The organism is Sphingomonas sp. Leaf10, from assembly GCF_001421245.1.
GTDB lineage: Bacteria > Pseudomonadota > Alphaproteobacteria > Sphingomonadales > Sphingomonadaceae > Sphingomonas.
Genome location: NZ_LMKE01000011.1, coordinates 112,707 through 126,296 on the forward strand (window position 1 = coordinate 112,707; position 13,590 = coordinate 126,296).

The following is a 13,590-nucleotide window of genomic DNA, read 5'->3' on the forward strand; positions in this document are numbered from 1 at the left end:
CACCCCCAACCCCTCCCTTGTCAGGGAGGGGAGCCATTCCCTCCCGACCGGAGATTCCCCATGAAACCGCTCCTCACCCTCGCCCTGCTCGCCTCCGCCGTGCCGACCCCGGCGCTGGCACAGGTGACGACGCGCAGCTTCGCCGCTGCCGATTTCGACCGCATCGACGTGCGCGGCTGCGACCATGTCGCCATCACCTTCGGCGCGCGCTTCGCAGTCAGCGCGCAGGGGCAGGCGGGGTCGCTGGCGGCGATCGGCGTCGCGGTGCGCGGCCGCGTCCTGACCCTGCTGCGCGCCAAGGGCAGCTGCGACAGCCGCCAGAACAAGCCCGCCGCGAACATCACCATCACCCTGCCGCGCCTGAGCGCGATCGACACCAGCGGCACCGGATCGGTCCGCATCGCCGCGTTCGACACCCCGTCGTTCGAGGCGCGGATGAGCGGCACCGGCGCCCTCGCCATCGACGGCCTGCGCGCGACGCGTGCGACGATCGACGTATCGGGCACCAGCACCGCGACGCTGCGCGGGGTGCGGGCATCGCGGCTGTCGCTGGACCTGAGCGGCACCGGCCGCATCGTCGCCGATGGCCGGGCCGACGCGCTGGCGATCGATGCCAGCGGGACTGGACATGTCGACACCTCGACACTCACCACCGCCGCGCTGTCGGTCGATGCCAGCGGCACCGGATCGGTGCGCGCGCAGGTGAACGGCCCGGCGGGGATCGACGCCAGCGGCATCGCCCTTGTGACTGTCACCGGCCGCCCGCAATGCGCGGTGTCCAAGAGCGGCATGGCCCGCGTCACCTGCGGCTAATCCGGACAAGAGGGGGAAGGCCATGAACCGCTTCACGCTGCTGTCGCTCTATCGCTCGCTGGTGCGCCACAAACTCTATGCCGCGCTCAATATCGGCGGCCTTGCCGTCGGGATCGCGGTGTTCCTGATCCTCGGTCTCTATGTCCGGTTCGAGACCAGTTTCGAGAAATGGCTGCCCGATTCCGACAAGACCTATGTCGTGCAGACGACGTGGACGCTAGCCAACAGCCCGATCAATGGCACCTTTGCCTGGACGATGGGCGGGCTGATCGACCAGATGCGCGAAGATTTTTCGGGCGTCGTCGGCACGCGGATCAATGGCGGCGGCAATGCCGGATCGATTCTGGCGGATGGACGCGCGACGCCGGTGGATGCGGCGCAGGTTGACTCCAATTTCTTCCGGATATTCCCGTTGCCGCTGGTCGCGGGCGACGCCGCGACCGCACTGGCGCAGCCGGGCAATGCCGCGATCGACGAACAGACCGCGCGCGCCTATTTCGGCAACCGCGATCCGATCGGGCAAACGCTGGTCCTGTCGATGGACAAGGTGCGGACGTATCGTGTGGCGGCGGTATTCCGCGACCTGCCCAAGAATACCGATTTGAAGCTGTCGGTACTGGTGCCGCTCACCCGCGAAATGGGAACCGAAAACTGGTATCATTGGGGCAGCACGAACCTGCAGACCTATCTACGCTTCGATACGCCCGCCTCCGCGCGCGCGTTCGAAGGCAAGCTGACCGCGTTCGTCGACCGGCGCGGCAAGGAACTGGCCGATGTCGGTGAAAAACCGTCGTCGGTGCAGCAACTGAGCCTGTTGCCGCTTGCCGACCTGCATCTCGAACCGCAGGGGAACGACAGCAGCAGCGCCAAGACGACCGTTGTCACGTTGGGGCTGGTCGGCGTGCTGACGCTGCTGATCGCAGTAGTCAATTACATCAACCTTGCCACCGCCCGCGCCGGTCTGCGCGCACGCGAAGTGGCGATGCGCAAGGTGCTGGGCGCCGATCGCGGTACGCTGATCCGCCAGTTTCTGGGCGAAGCGGTGCTGACCGTCGCCATCGCCGCGCTGGGCGGACTGATTCTTGCCGAGCTGGGACTGCCGCTAGTCAATGCCGCAGGCGGACTGTCGCTGACCCTGCCATATGAGGTCGTGGTACCGGCGCTGGTAATGCTGACGGCAGTCGTCGGCGTACTGGCCGGGGTGTACCCTGCGATCCTGTTGTCGCGCTTTCCGGCCGCCGCCGTGCTCGCCTCGGCGCGCTCGCCCGGCGGCGGGCGCGCGGGCACGCGCATCCGCGAACTGCTGGTGATCGCCCAGTTCGGCCTCGCCATCGCCTTCATGATCGGCACCGCCGTGCTGGTCGCGCAGACCCGCCATGTCCGTGCGACCGATGTAGGTTTTCAGCGTGAATCCCTGATCGTGCTGCAATCGACCGCAGATTCGGCGGTGCCCAAGGATCGCCTGCCCTCGATTCTGACCGCGCTCCGCGCATTGCCGCAGGTCAAAGACGTGACGGTGTCCAATGCGGCGGCCGGCGGTAGCGGCGATTACAACAGCGACAACGTGCCGCTACCCGGTGTCGCCGGACCGGGACCGTCCCTCAAATGGGAACTGGTCAGCCCGCGCTTCTTCGAAACCCATGGTACGCGGTTGCTGGCCGGGCGGTGGTTCGGTGATGCCTATGGCAAGGACGATCTGTCTTCGCTGGATCAGTCGAAGGGGTTCAATATCGTCATCAATCGTCGCGCGCTGTCGACGCTGGGCTTCGCCAGTCCCGAGGCCGCGATCGGCAAGACGGTCGGCGGCGATCGCCCGCGCACCATTGTCGGCGTGGTCGAAGACATGCGCTTCGACACCCCGCGAAAGGCGCTGCCGCCGACCTATTACCTCTATTATCGCCTGCCCGAAAAAATCGGTACGTCGGTCACGACGATCCGGACGACCGGCGACCCGCGCACCGCGATGAAGAGCGTCGAGGCGCTGTGGCAGCGGATGGTGCCGCAGGTGCCGTTCAACGCCAAGACCGCCGATGAACGTCTCGCCGACTTCTACGAAGCCGACGACCGCGCCACGCGGCTGTTCGGGATCGGCGCCGGCCTCGCCGTGCTGATCGGCTGCGTCGGGCTATGGGGCCTCGCCTCGTTCAACACGCAGCGGCGGGTGAAGGAGATCGGCATCCGTAAGACGCTGGGCGCGTCGTCGCTCGACATCGTCAAGCTGCTGGTCGGGCAGTTCCTGCGCCCCGTCCTGATCGCGAACCTCGTCGCATGGCCGCTCGCCTTCTTCGCGATGCGCACATGGCTGGCGGGGTTCGAGGACGCGATCCCGCTGTCGCCGCTGTTCTTCGCCGGCGCGACCGCGGTGGCGCTGCTGGTCGCGGTGCTGACCGTGCTCGGCCAGTCGCTCCGCGCAAGCCGCGCGGCGCCGGCCTGGGCCTTGCGGCACGATTGAGGAGGGCGGGCTCGCGCTACGTCCGCGCCAGCGCCCCACTGGCGACGACCGGGCCGGTCGGGGTCGGTTCGGGCGAGCCGCCCAGCGGCTCGATCGATACCGCCAGCACTGTGTCGGCGTTCAGCAAGGCGCGCTCGGCCACCGGTAGCGGCAGGCGTGTCGCGCCGGTACGGGCGAGCAGGCCGATCGCGTGCGGCACGCCATCGCGGAGGATCCACAGTTGCGCGTCCTTGTCCGCCGGGGCCAGATCGGGGGCGACGACGCGCACCTCGTTCCGGACGAGGTCGATCGAGGCGGCAATCGGCGTGCCGCGCTGGTCGGTGGGCGTCAGCGCCGCCAGTAGTGTGGGTTGCGGCTGCGCGACCGGCGGCGGCGGGACCACCGGCGCGGGTCGGGGCAGCAATAGCGCCACCGAGGCGGTGATCGCAGCAGCCAACGGCACGAACGCCCATCGGAACCCGGATCGCACAGGAGCGGGGGCGGCGACCGGCGCGGCGACGATCCGGTCGATCTGCAACGCGGGCGCAGTGACCGGTCGATATTCGTCGAACATCGCAGCGAACCGGTGCCGCCACCCTTCGACCTCGCGCGCGAAATTGGGATCGGTCAGCAAGCGCCGCATCGCCGCGGCACGCTCAGCACCTTCCAGCAGGCCCAGCGCGTACTCGGCCGCCATCATGTCGGGATCGGGATCAGTCATCGCCGACACACCCGCGCAACTGCAACAATCCGCGGCGCACCCAGCTTTTCATCGTTCCCAACGGTATCCCACGGGCATCGGCGATCTCGGCATAGGTCATGCCGTCGACAAAGGCGGTGCGGATGGCGTCGCGCTGTGGCGCATGCAGTTCCTCGAGACACTCGTACAGCCGTCGCGCGGTTTCGGCCTGTTCCGCCGCCACCGTCTGGTCCGGCGTATCGTCGGCCACGTCCAGCGCGTCCTCGATCGGGCGCATCGTCCGCCGGCCATGCGCCCTGACCCAGTCGATCGACCGGTTGCGCGCGATCGTCGCTAGCCACGCGATCGGGCTGGCCGGACCCGCTTCGAACCCAGCGGCCCGTTTCCAGACGATCGTGTACACCTCGTGCAGCACATCCTCCGCCGAACTGCGATCGCCACAGATGCGCAGGCAGATGCCGAACAGCCTGGCCGAGGTCATGCGATACAGATCGCCGAGCGCGTCGCGGTCCTCCGCCCCGACCCGTTCGAGCATTTCGTACAATCGGACGCGTTCTTCGAGAGCGTTCGTCATCACGTCCCGCATCGATGCCTAAGTCAGGCGAATGGGCAATCGACGGGGTGCCGGCATGACACGGCCCGTCTTGCATCGATCGACGCCTACACGCCCGCATGCGTGCCAACAACGTCCGTTGTGGGCGCGCCGGCTTTGGTACGGTCCATCCTTCGAAACATTCCGGACGTCGCTCTTCCTAATCGAGCCGATGTCATGATAGCGAACCCCTGCCGCCCGGTCCGTCCCGGGAGGTGAGGCGTAGGAACCTCAGGTCATTGCAGCCGGTCGACAACAGGTGTTGGCCGGGTGGCCGTCACGCATGTCCAAGGCACCGCCTAAAGGTGGCGGCGCCTTGTGCAATGCAGGGTTCCTAACACCCGGCTCGCAGGCCGGAGACCGCCTCCAGACGATAATGGGGGTGGGTATGGTTCCAAGTGCTTCGACGATAGCTACGATGATCGTCACGGCCTTGCTGGTCGTGGCACCGGCGGATGCGGCCCAAGTGGCAGGCGTCGCCGATTTTTTGACCACGATCGGTGGCGACATCAATATGAAGACGGCCGGGTCCAGTCCTTCCGATCCGTCGCCGCAAATCTATCCGCTGATGCACTACGCGAGCGAGGTGGTCGGCTATCGCTTCTTCTCTGAAAAGATCACCGCCAACGGCTCGGCGACAGCGGAACGGACGAAGGCGGCGTTTGAGCAGGAATGCGTTGCCAAGGGCGGCCGTATCGAAGCTGATGGCAGCGACGTCGCGCTTGATTTCAAAGAACGCGTGTTACGCAGCAAAATGCCACGACGCGTTTACAAGCATTTCTGGGCGGGGCTGTCCGCAGTCTGTTCGCGCAGTCCGTCCGAGGTGATGGGTGGCTTCGTGGCGATCACCTTCGATACCACCGAGGTGGTGACCAAAGGTGATATGGGCAGCCAACTGCTCAGCAAGATCTGGCTGCAGCCGAACCGGACCGCCGTCTATGCCTATCGACCTGAGCGTATCCGTACGGCCGCTTTGTTCGAAGCGCGAGATGCGGCGATCCTGGCGGATTACGCCGCTGAGCAGCGGGCGAACGAAGCCTTCCAAAAGGACATCGTGGTCGGCACGGAAACGAACTGCGGCACCGTCATTCAGGTCCGTGGACCGATGGTTGAAATCGCCGTGTCGCCAGTCCGCCCGACTCCAAATGGGCAGTCGACCTTCTGGTCGAAACGCACCGTCCTGACGCGTCCCGGACCCGCCCTCTGCACCTACGGTCTCTGACCTTTCAGTCCCGATATTCTGCGATTTTATATCGTCCAAAGGAGAAGCTTTTTGACTATTCATCCGCGCCCCAACCGGCCTGTTCCCGATAGCCCGTCCGATCCATCACCCTGTATGTCGAGCGACCCCGCCACCGATCTGCGTCGGCTCTTTGCCGGCAGTAAATGGAATGTACCCGGGACCGCCGGTTTTCCGGTGCGCACTGCTGCCGGAGAATGGATGATCCCGGTCATAGTCGATCTGCCCTACGCGATGCTCGCCAGCCTGGAAGCGACAGCACAAGCATGCGAAATTGGCGACATTGTCCGAGCCGCGCTGGTGGTAGCAGGTCACGGTACGCCGGACGATATTGCAGGCGTTCGATCGGATCGATTTGCAACGCTCGACGAGCAGCGTGAAAGCGGCGGCACGATACGGTTGTGATGGTGCAAACCGGGTATGATCCACGCGACGCCCCCGAACCGGACACGAAGCAGGAGAACCGGCACGCCAGGGAGGGGATCGTGTTCGGTGTTGCAGGATGGTTCACCGCTCTTGAGGTGCAATACCACAAGGACGTCCGGTGACGATCGCTGACCTTCCCCCGGCCCATTGCGCGCCGTTCGCGCCACCCAAAGGAAAAACTTATGACGCATCGCTCAGACATCAGCGACTTTGTTCCCAAAGCTACTATCGACGAGAGGCCGGCATACGGATCTGCCGACCCTAAGACGGATCCTCGTTGGCGCTATGCCGGCAGCGAATGGGCTAGGCCAACGCCGGGTTATCCGCCGCAGACTGCATCGGGAGAATGGATGATCCCGATCATCGTCAACATGCCGTATGGCATGATCGCCAGCCTCGAGACGGAAGCACAATCTGGGCGGTTTGAACATCTGGTCCGGGCGGCGCTGGTAGCGGCCGGCCATGGTAAGGCGGACGATATCGCAGGCTTTGCAACCGATCGATTTCTCGACATTGTCGAGTGCGCTGAACGAGCGAAACGAGCCTGACTGGAAGGGCTGACGTCACGCTGGCGTTGCCCCGTTTCTACCGACTGCCGATTGTCCGTACATTGCGGTGCAATCGGCATCGCCATTGGTCACTGCGCAACTTTCGGCCAGGCTACGAAACTCTCCGATAAAGCGCCACTCGACAAAGCGCAGACCGGGCTTAGCGGCGTCCTTTGGTTTGGCCCGGTGAGGTCCACAGCCGAACGCGAAATCATCGATCCATTTGTAGCCGAACGTAGGGCGAACCCAGCGGCTGCCGAAGCGGGCAGGGGAACCCGAATGGGAGACCAATAACCGACACCGTGGAAGCACTGGACGGCGACCCTGATTGGCCTGTCTCGAAGGGAGCCAGATCGGGAAGGATCCGAGCCTTGCCAACGAGCGCGTAGGGACGTTCCGCGACATGAAATTGAGATGGCGCAACGAGTTGCTGGCAGCGGTCGACGGGGTGGATTTAGCGGTGCCCGATCAGCCATCTGTAGTGGTCCCCCCGTCTGGCAATCCAACATGGCGCGTACAACTGCAGATCGGCGGCTGAACGACCCGGATGACACTGATCGAACCGAGCAAGGATACAGAGATGGCGACATTGCTGCATTCGGTTTGGAACAGCTTGCCCGTGCCATTACGCTGCCGGTTTAAAATTCGGCTGTGGCTAATTGACCTCTACAGCGACGATCCAGCTGTTCGCGAAGGTGCCACAGCAAAAGGTCATCTCGGTCATAGTATCGACGAATGACGCCGGCTGCCAATTGCCTGCGTAGATGCAACCGAAACCGTCTGTGCTGGCCGGCTATCACGCCGGCCGGAGGCCCCGCGGGATCCCAAAAACGATATCAAGGTCACCAATTTTGGGACAGTCGTGATCAGGATCGGCAAAGGGGAGAGGCACACATCACGCTGTGTTCAGCAAAGGCAAGAGTTTGATATCATTTGAATATGATATCGTCATACGCTGGTAAGCTTCATCCGTCCGACGTCATACGGCGTATGACGTCGAGATTACGCGAAAATGATCTTGTGTTCCCTGCCGCTGCTGTCCTTCTATCGTTCGATATTAAGAAGACGGGGCTCGTTCGGGTGTGGACGGCGCAAGCAGGAGCAGCAGCATGACAAGTGACTCAACCCCTTCCACCGCAGGCCGGATAACATCACGGCATGGCCCAACGGACTTCCCGATCGCACAGGGAGAGGGCGCGTGAGTGCCGGCCCCCGTAAGGAAAAGATTTCGGTCACGATGTCCTGGGAGGATCGGCAGATCTTCGAAGCAGAAAAGCAGCGGACTGGCGAGGATCTATCAGCGATGATGCTACGGCTTGCCAAGCTCGGCTTGCAGTATGAGGCGCAGAGAAAGGCAGCCGGGACTGTAGTGCGAGAGGTCGACGATGTGGCGACCGGGGAACCGGTACGGCAGTTGCCAGCGAATATTATGGCAGCACCGTCCACCGAGATCGTCGCCGTACCGGCCGCAGGCAAAACGGTCGCGCCGTCGACAAACATGGTTCGATCGCATGACGAACCAACTGATACTCGTGCGCATCCATCCCATGATCTTCGGTCCGATCGAGCGTCGACACCAGCAGGCTATCCGTCGGTCGGTTCGGACAAGACACGCTGGGCGGCAGTGGGGGTCCTGTCGACGTTGCTGGGCATGATGCTCGTGCCCGCGAATAGCTTCGGTGCAGCAGCCATCAGTTCGGTAGTGCTAGGCCAACCGGGAAATGGCATTGCCGCCTCCAACATTCTGTTCGAGCATTACAGCAAACGGGCAGGACCGCTGCGCCACTGGAACGCAACCAACCAAGTGGCCAACAACTCCGACCGGGTAAAAAACTGTGCAAACCGTGCCGACGGCTTTGCCGATTATCGCCGGCTCGCAAAGTGCGAGATACTGGTACCCAGTCGCAAGCGCGCGATTGAGGTCGGACAAGGCATCGTCGACTGATGTTGACCCCGGCCATTGTCCGTTCCGCATCGGGGGCCGCAAGCTACTATGCTACCGACAATTACTACACCGACGGACAGGCTACCGAAGCGAGCCTGTGGGCGGGGCAGGGGGCCGACGCACTAGGGTTGGAAGGACGGGTCGATCACCCGCAATTCGAGGCAATCCTTGCAGGGAAACTGCCAAATGGCGTGACTATCTGTGCGGGAGCCAACGGCAAGCATCGTCCGGGTCTCGATTTCACATTCTCCGCACCGAAATCGATGTCGCTGCTGGCCTATGTCGGTGGTGATACCCGGCTGCTTGATGCGCACATGTCGGCGGTCAAAACGACCCTTCGCTGGATGGAGGCCAACCTTGCCGAAACACGGGTCAGCCGCGATGGTCGACAAGAGGTAATTAAGAGCGGCAATCTGGTCGTAGCGCTGTTTCAGCACGACACCAGTCGCGCCCTTGATCCACAAGCACATATCCATGCCGTTATAGCCAATGTGACGAAGGCGCCTGACGGTAGCTGGCGGGCACTTCACAACGACGCGCTATGGGCGGGCTACACGGCTTCCGCATCGGTTTACAACGCGACATTGCGCTTGGCTGTCGAGCGGCTCGGCTATGTGACTGAGCGGGTCGCGAAACACGGTCAATTCGAGATCGTGGGCATCCCTCGCGACGTGATCGAACGGTTCTCCATCCGGTCGGCCGAAATCGATGCCGGCATGGCAAAAATGCTGCACCGGACACCCGAAGCCCGATCAGCGGTAACGCTGGGTACGCGAGCCGCCAAGCCGGTCGATATCGATCGTGATATGCTGCGCGCGGAGTGGGGCGAGCGGGCGCAGGCCGCAGGTATTGATCTGTCGGCGATGGTGTCGGTTGCAAGGGATATCGCGTCCGGCCGAACGACGGTCTGGGAACGTCTCGTTCGAGGTGCTGGCGGCATCGCTGCGCAAGGGATCGCGCTCGCCGAAAGGCTGGGCATTCGCATCGGTCCGGGACGCGATCCGTTGGTGCCCGAACGCGCCGGACGACTGCGTCCCGATGCCTTCGTCGCCGCGCATGCCGTTGCGTCCGCTGTCCGCCATCTTGGCGAACGCGAAGCAGCGTTCCCGGAGCGTGACATACTCAAGGTGGCGCTCGATATGGGCGCGCCGGTTGCTGTTGCCGCGGTCGAACAGCGTATTGCCATGCTCGCGACGCGTGGATTGCTGATCGCTGACAATGACGGCTTGATGATGACGACGGGTCAGGCTCTTGGCACCGAGCGCAACATCATCGCCAGCGTTTATGCTGGTCGAGATGCCGTACCCATGATTATTCCCGCTGACGATGCAGGCAGGCGTATTCAGCAGGCTGCGGTCACGGCGATGAACCGTAACCTCAACAAAGGGCAGCTGGTTGCTGCAACTGCTATCCTCACCGGCCGAGATCGCGTCGTAGCCGTGCAGGGTGTCGCAGGCGCGGGCAAGTCGTCGATGCTGAAACCCGTCGTCACGATCGCGAAGGCCGAAGGACGACAGGTAATCGGCCTCGCTGTCCAGAACAGTGTCGCCCGCCGGCTCGGTGCCGATACCGGTGTGGCGGTCCGTACGATCGCCTCCTTTCTGCGAGAGTACGAATACCGACCGAGTACATCGCTCCGCGGTGCAATGCTGATCGTCGATGAAGCTTCGATGATCGATAACCGCACGATGGAGCGTCTGGTCGACGTCGCCCAAGCACACAGCGTCGATCGTCTCGTGCTGGTCGGCGACCGCAAGCAACTGGGTGCGGTGCAGGCGGGCAAGCCGTTCGATGTCATTCTGCGTGCCGGCCTTCGAACTGCGGTCATGGACGAAAATGTCCGCGCAACGACGCCTAGGATGCGCGACATCCATGCCGCTGCACAGGCTGGCGATGTGCCGCGCCTGATGCATTTGCTAAAGGCTGACACCATTGAAGCCCCTGGTACCGCCGCCCAGGTGGTCGCTGATCGCTGGATGGCGTTGTCGGCGCAAGACCGCGAACGCACCGGTATCTATGCCTCCGGTCGGCAGTTGCGCGCTGCAATCAACGATGAAGTTCAAAGCCGCCGCAAGGCAGCTGGCGAGCTCGGTCAGATGCGTGCTAAGTTTGAGGTGCTCTCTCCGGTACATTTAACCCGTGAGGAACAGCGTCTCCCGGAGCACTACCCCCGCGATCGCATCGTCGAGTTCAGTCGTGGCGTCATTACCCAGGGGATCCGTCCCGGCTTCGCGGTTGTAGTGGATGTGAAGGGTCCGATCGTCAGCCTGCGCCGTCCAGATGGCGGGATCGAACAATTCCGACCGGGGAAACTCGCCGCCAATCGGGTCGACGACTTCGTAAGGGTGTACGAGAGGCAGGACATCATCCTTTACGCGGGGGATCCGTTGCGCTGGACAGCAACCGATCCCGATCGTGGGCTGGTGAATGCCGATACCGCCCGACTGCTGCGGGTCGCTCCCGACGCACTCACCATTACTACGTCCGATGGACGCGAGCTGCGACTGGAACGTGGCGATCCGATGCTCAATCGGCTCGATCTCGCGTACGCGACAAGCACCCATGCCGCCCAAGGTGCGACCAGCGATTTGGGGATCGTCGCAGCGGATAGCCGAGAGGGCAAGCTTATCACGACCAGCCTTTTGCGGGTTTTGGCGACGCGTATGCGCGAGGGGGTAACGTTTGTCGTCGACGATGGTCGGCGTTTGTAGAAGGTGGCCGCGAGGCAGGCAGGTGAAAAGACCGCGGCAAGCGACGTGCGGGGACAGGGAAGTGGGCACAACCCGATTTCGAGTAAAATCCCGATCCGTTTACCTGATCCGTCATCGAAGGAAGCTGAGGCGGTGGCCTCATACGCCCGAGCGTTCGTTGCCGTCGAAGTCGCGCATTGCAACAGCAAATGGCCCGAGCGCAGTGACGTGCGCGCGATGCATGCCGGTGCCGACATGCTCGATCAGCTGCGAACAGGCGGTGCCGAGGATATGCGTGTCGTACTCGACCGGACCCCCGATCTTGCCGCTGAGATCGCAGCGGGCCGGACGAACGAGGCATGGCGTGCATGGGTTGATGAAGGACGGGTGCGTAGTAGTGACGGACCCGATAATTCCGCCCGTTTCGTCGCCGACTGGCGCGCTGCTTCAGCGGAGCGCGCCGCAGCGGTCGGTCAGATTGCGACCAGGCAAGCGGACCGCAAGATGGAGCGGCTGATCGAACGCATGGAAAGGCAGCCCGGGTTGGAGCGGGCGCTCGGAAAGCAGGTTCCCGAGCGACAGCTCGAAATCGATCGATCGGGAATAAGTCGTACGCGCGACATGGGGTTGGGTTTGTAAGGCTCGGTCCCGCTGGACGTGCGGGATGCGCAGGTGGCTGCCGATCACGGTTACCACAACCGCATGCGTCGGTTGACGTCCTTCGCAGTACGGGAGCGTTCGATGGCTGGGGTCAGCGCTTCGCTGCCGCTGACCCGGCGGCCGGTCGCTCAAACATCGTCCGCCGCCCGATCAGGCGGCGGAGCTTGCAGATTACCGGCCGGCAAGTGCCCCGTCGAGATCTACGCCGGTCGCTTCCCATGCGCTGCGGGTCTTGCACAGCTTGCGCGCGATACGCGATCCGGTCACTTCGGTACGGAAGCAATAGCGGGCGTTGGGCGATGCCTTGTAGGCGATCGCGGCGGGGCCGGCGGCCAGCGTCACGATCGACGGCAGGCTTGCGGCGACGGTTACCGGAACCGTTGCGGTGGCAGGTGCGGCGTTGGGTTCGGCGGCCAATGCCGAGGTGCTGGCAACCAGACCGAGGACGATCGACGTAGCAAAGCGGATGGCGGTCATGATGGTATCTCCCTGTTCATCTCGGTAATTTTCCGGATATGGAAAGGGAGATGCAGCAACCGTGCCATATTAAAAAATCATTTTATAACAATGGTATATACCAGATCATGCGCGTTATTTGCAAAATTTGCCACCTTAGATCGGGAAAAATAGCCATCAATTAGCAATTTTACAAAGTGCCGGGGCAGGGAGGTCGAAGAATGATGAAACCGATATCCGATCCGGTCACGACCGCGTGCGCCAAGACACTGACGCTGCTTGCCGCCCGCGCCGTCGATGCGACGGTCTGCCCTAGCGAAGTCGCCCGCACGATGGCCGCTTCCGATCCGGGCGCGCCGGCATGGCGTGACCTGATGCCGGTCGTCCATCGTGGCGTCGACCGGCTGCTGGCCGAGGAACGCGTGCGGTTGCGCTGGAAAGGACAGGCGCTGGCGACGCGGACCGGCCCGTACCGGATCGCGCGGGCGGTGAGGTAAGCAGGCCCGACCGGCCATGCCCGATACCCCCCGACCTGTGTCTGCCGGCAGAACCGGAATATCCCGCCGTTGCGCTGCAGCAACAACCTTCTATGAGACGTTGCAACATCACAGAACACGAATGTGTGTATTTCGGAGCCGCAATGTCCTTATCCCTTCGTCCCGATCTGCGTCCATGCCTGTCGATCCAAGCGCTCGCGATCGGCCTGCTTCCCCTGCCTGCGATGGCACAGGACCGGTCACCGGATGCGGGCGAGATCGTCGTGCTGGGCACCCGCAATACCACCGATCGCACACTGTCGTCCGATCGCGTCACCGAACGCATGTCGCAGTCGAGCCGGTCGATCGAGCGTGACATTCTCGACGCGGCAGGAACCGTTCGGCTGAGCGATGCGCTCGAACTGGTCAGCGGCTTCAGCCAGCAGAATAATCGCGGCGGCATGATCGACAATTTTGCGGTCCGCGGCTTTCTGGGCACGCCGGACGGCGGGGCCGAATATTATCTGAACGGCTTTCTTGCCAATCGCGGCATGGCACCGCCCCGCGATCCCGCCACGACCGAGCGGATCGAGGTTCTGAAAGGACCGGCGGG

At 63.3% G+C, this 13,590-nt stretch carries 14 protein-coding genes; 11 read left to right on the forward strand and 3 right to left on the reverse strand.

The annotated features are described in order from the left end of the window. The first annotated feature begins 60 nt into the window (after positions 1-60). Both ASE59_RS10005 and ASE59_RS10010 read left to right on the forward strand, forming a co-directional pair. On the forward strand, positions 61-813 hold the full coding sequence (locus ASE59_RS10005; protein ID WP_056455649.1) for a GIN domain-containing protein: 753 nt from the start codon (positions 61-63) through the stop codon (positions 811-813). A gap of 22 nt (positions 814-835) precedes the next feature. Then, entirely contained in the window at positions 836-3,265 is a 2,430-nt protein-coding gene (locus ASE59_RS10010) for an ABC transporter permease (protein ID WP_056455650.1), read from the forward strand. Between the two features lie 16 nt (positions 3,266-3,281). Here ASE59_RS10010 and ASE59_RS10015 read toward each other — a convergent pair whose 3' ends face one another. Then, entirely contained in the window at positions 3,282-3,965 is a 684-nt protein-coding gene (locus ASE59_RS10015; RefSeq protein WP_156360004.1) for an anti-sigma factor domain-containing protein, read from the reverse strand. Further along, positions 3,958-4,518, reverse strand: a complete 561-nt coding sequence (locus ASE59_RS10020; RefSeq protein WP_056455683.1) for a sigma-70 family RNA polymerase sigma factor — start codon at positions 4,516-4,518, stop codon at positions 3,958-3,960. Before ASE59_RS10020 ends, ASE59_RS10015 begins: the two co-directional genes overlap by 8 nt. A 436-nt stretch (positions 4,519-4,954) precedes the next feature. Between ASE59_RS10020 and ASE59_RS10025 the strand changes: the two genes are divergently transcribed. The 7 genes from ASE59_RS10025 (at position 4,955) to ASE59_RS10050 (ending at position 12,024) form a co-directional block, all read left to right on the forward strand. Next, positions 4,955-5,758: a hypothetical protein gene (locus ASE59_RS10025; protein ID WP_056455652.1), complete on the forward strand. Its 804-nt coding sequence runs from the start codon at positions 4,955-4,957 to the stop codon at positions 5,756-5,758. A gap of 51 nt (positions 5,759-5,809) precedes the next feature. Beyond that, positions 5,810-6,181, forward strand: a complete 372-nt coding sequence (locus ASE59_RS10030) for a hypothetical protein (RefSeq protein WP_162235294.1) — start codon at positions 5,810-5,812, stop codon at positions 6,179-6,181. 371 nt (positions 6,182-6,552) lie between these two features. After that, on the forward strand, positions 6,553-6,750 hold the full coding sequence (locus ASE59_RS10035) for a hypothetical protein (RefSeq protein ID WP_056455656.1): 198 nt from the start codon (positions 6,553-6,555) through the stop codon (positions 6,748-6,750). A 580-nt stretch (positions 6,751-7,330) separates the two neighbouring features. Further along, positions 7,331-7,489 carry a hypothetical protein gene (locus ASE59_RS19780; protein ID WP_156360005.1) on the forward strand — a complete coding sequence of 53 codons (159 nt, stop codon included), beginning with the start codon at positions 7,331-7,333 and terminating at the stop codon, positions 7,487-7,489. 459 nt (positions 7,490-7,948) lie between these two features. Beyond that, positions 7,949-8,695 (forward strand): hypothetical protein, encoded by a 747-nt coding sequence (locus ASE59_RS19785; RefSeq protein ID WP_156360006.1) that lies wholly within the window; start codon positions 7,949-7,951, stop codon positions 8,693-8,695. After that, entirely contained in the window at positions 8,695-11,406 is a 2,712-nt protein-coding gene (mobF, locus tag ASE59_RS10045; protein ID WP_056455659.1) for a MobF family relaxase, read from the forward strand. Before ASE59_RS19785 ends, mobF begins: the two co-directional genes overlap by 1 nt. Before the next feature lie 132 nt (positions 11,407-11,538). After that, entirely contained in the window at positions 11,539-12,024 is a 486-nt protein-coding gene (locus ASE59_RS10050; RefSeq protein WP_056455661.1) for a hypothetical protein, read from the forward strand. 192 nt (positions 12,025-12,216) lie between these two features. Here the strand turns inward: ASE59_RS10050 and ASE59_RS10055 are convergent, their stop codons facing one another. Then, positions 12,217-12,522 (reverse strand): hypothetical protein, encoded by a 306-nt coding sequence (locus ASE59_RS10055; protein WP_056455663.1) that lies wholly within the window; start codon positions 12,520-12,522, stop codon positions 12,217-12,219. 200 nt (positions 12,523-12,722) lie between these two features. Between ASE59_RS10055 and ASE59_RS10060 the strand changes: the two genes are divergently transcribed. Together ASE59_RS10060 and ASE59_RS10065 are read left to right on the forward strand one after the other, a co-directional pair. Beyond that, on the forward strand, positions 12,723-12,998 hold the full coding sequence (locus tag ASE59_RS10060) for a DUF3253 domain-containing protein (protein WP_235515716.1): 276 nt from the start codon (positions 12,723-12,725) through the stop codon (positions 12,996-12,998). A gap of 143 nt (positions 12,999-13,141) precedes the next feature. Further along, on the forward strand, positions 13,142-13,590 hold a 449-nt coding region (locus tag ASE59_RS10065; RefSeq protein WP_235515717.1), incomplete at its 3' end, for a TonB-dependent receptor plug domain-containing protein.

Bases quoted from the DNA above. Each gene is read 5' to 3' on its own strand.
- ASE59_RS19780 (WP_156360005.1), top strand. From the start codon at position 7,331: ATGGCGACATTGCTGCATTCGGTTTGGAACAGCTTGCCCGTGCCATTA.
- ASE59_RS10035 (WP_056455656.1), top strand. From the start codon at position 6,553: ATGATCCCGATCATCGTCAACATGCCGTATGGCATGATCGCCAGCCTC.
- ASE59_RS10015 (WP_156360004.1), bottom strand. From the start codon at position 3,965: ATGACTGATCCCGATCCCGACATGATGGCGGCCGAGTACGCGCTGGGC.
- ASE59_RS10020 (WP_056455683.1), bottom strand. From the start codon at position 4,518: ATGACGAACGCTCTCGAAGAACGCGTCCGATTGTACGAAATGCTCGAA.
- mobF (WP_056455659.1), top strand. From the start codon at position 8,695: ATGTTGACCCCGGCCATTGTCCGTTCCGCATCGGGGGCCGCAAGCTAC.
- ASE59_RS10060 (WP_235515716.1), top strand. From the start codon at position 12,723: ATGATGAAACCGATATCCGATCCGGTCACGACCGCGTGCGCCAAGACA.
- ASE59_RS10025 (WP_056455652.1), top strand. From the start codon at position 4,955: ATGATCGTCACGGCCTTGCTGGTCGTGGCACCGGCGGATGCGGCCCAA.
- ASE59_RS10055 (WP_056455663.1), bottom strand. From the start codon at position 12,522: ATGACCGCCATCCGCTTTGCTACGTCGATCGTCCTCGGTCTGGTTGCC.
- ASE59_RS10005 (WP_056455649.1), top strand. From the start codon at position 61: ATGAAACCGCTCCTCACCCTCGCCCTGCTCGCCTCCGCCGTGCCGACC.
- ASE59_RS10010 (WP_056455650.1), top strand. From the start codon at position 836: ATGAACCGCTTCACGCTGCTGTCGCTCTATCGCTCGCTGGTGCGCCAC.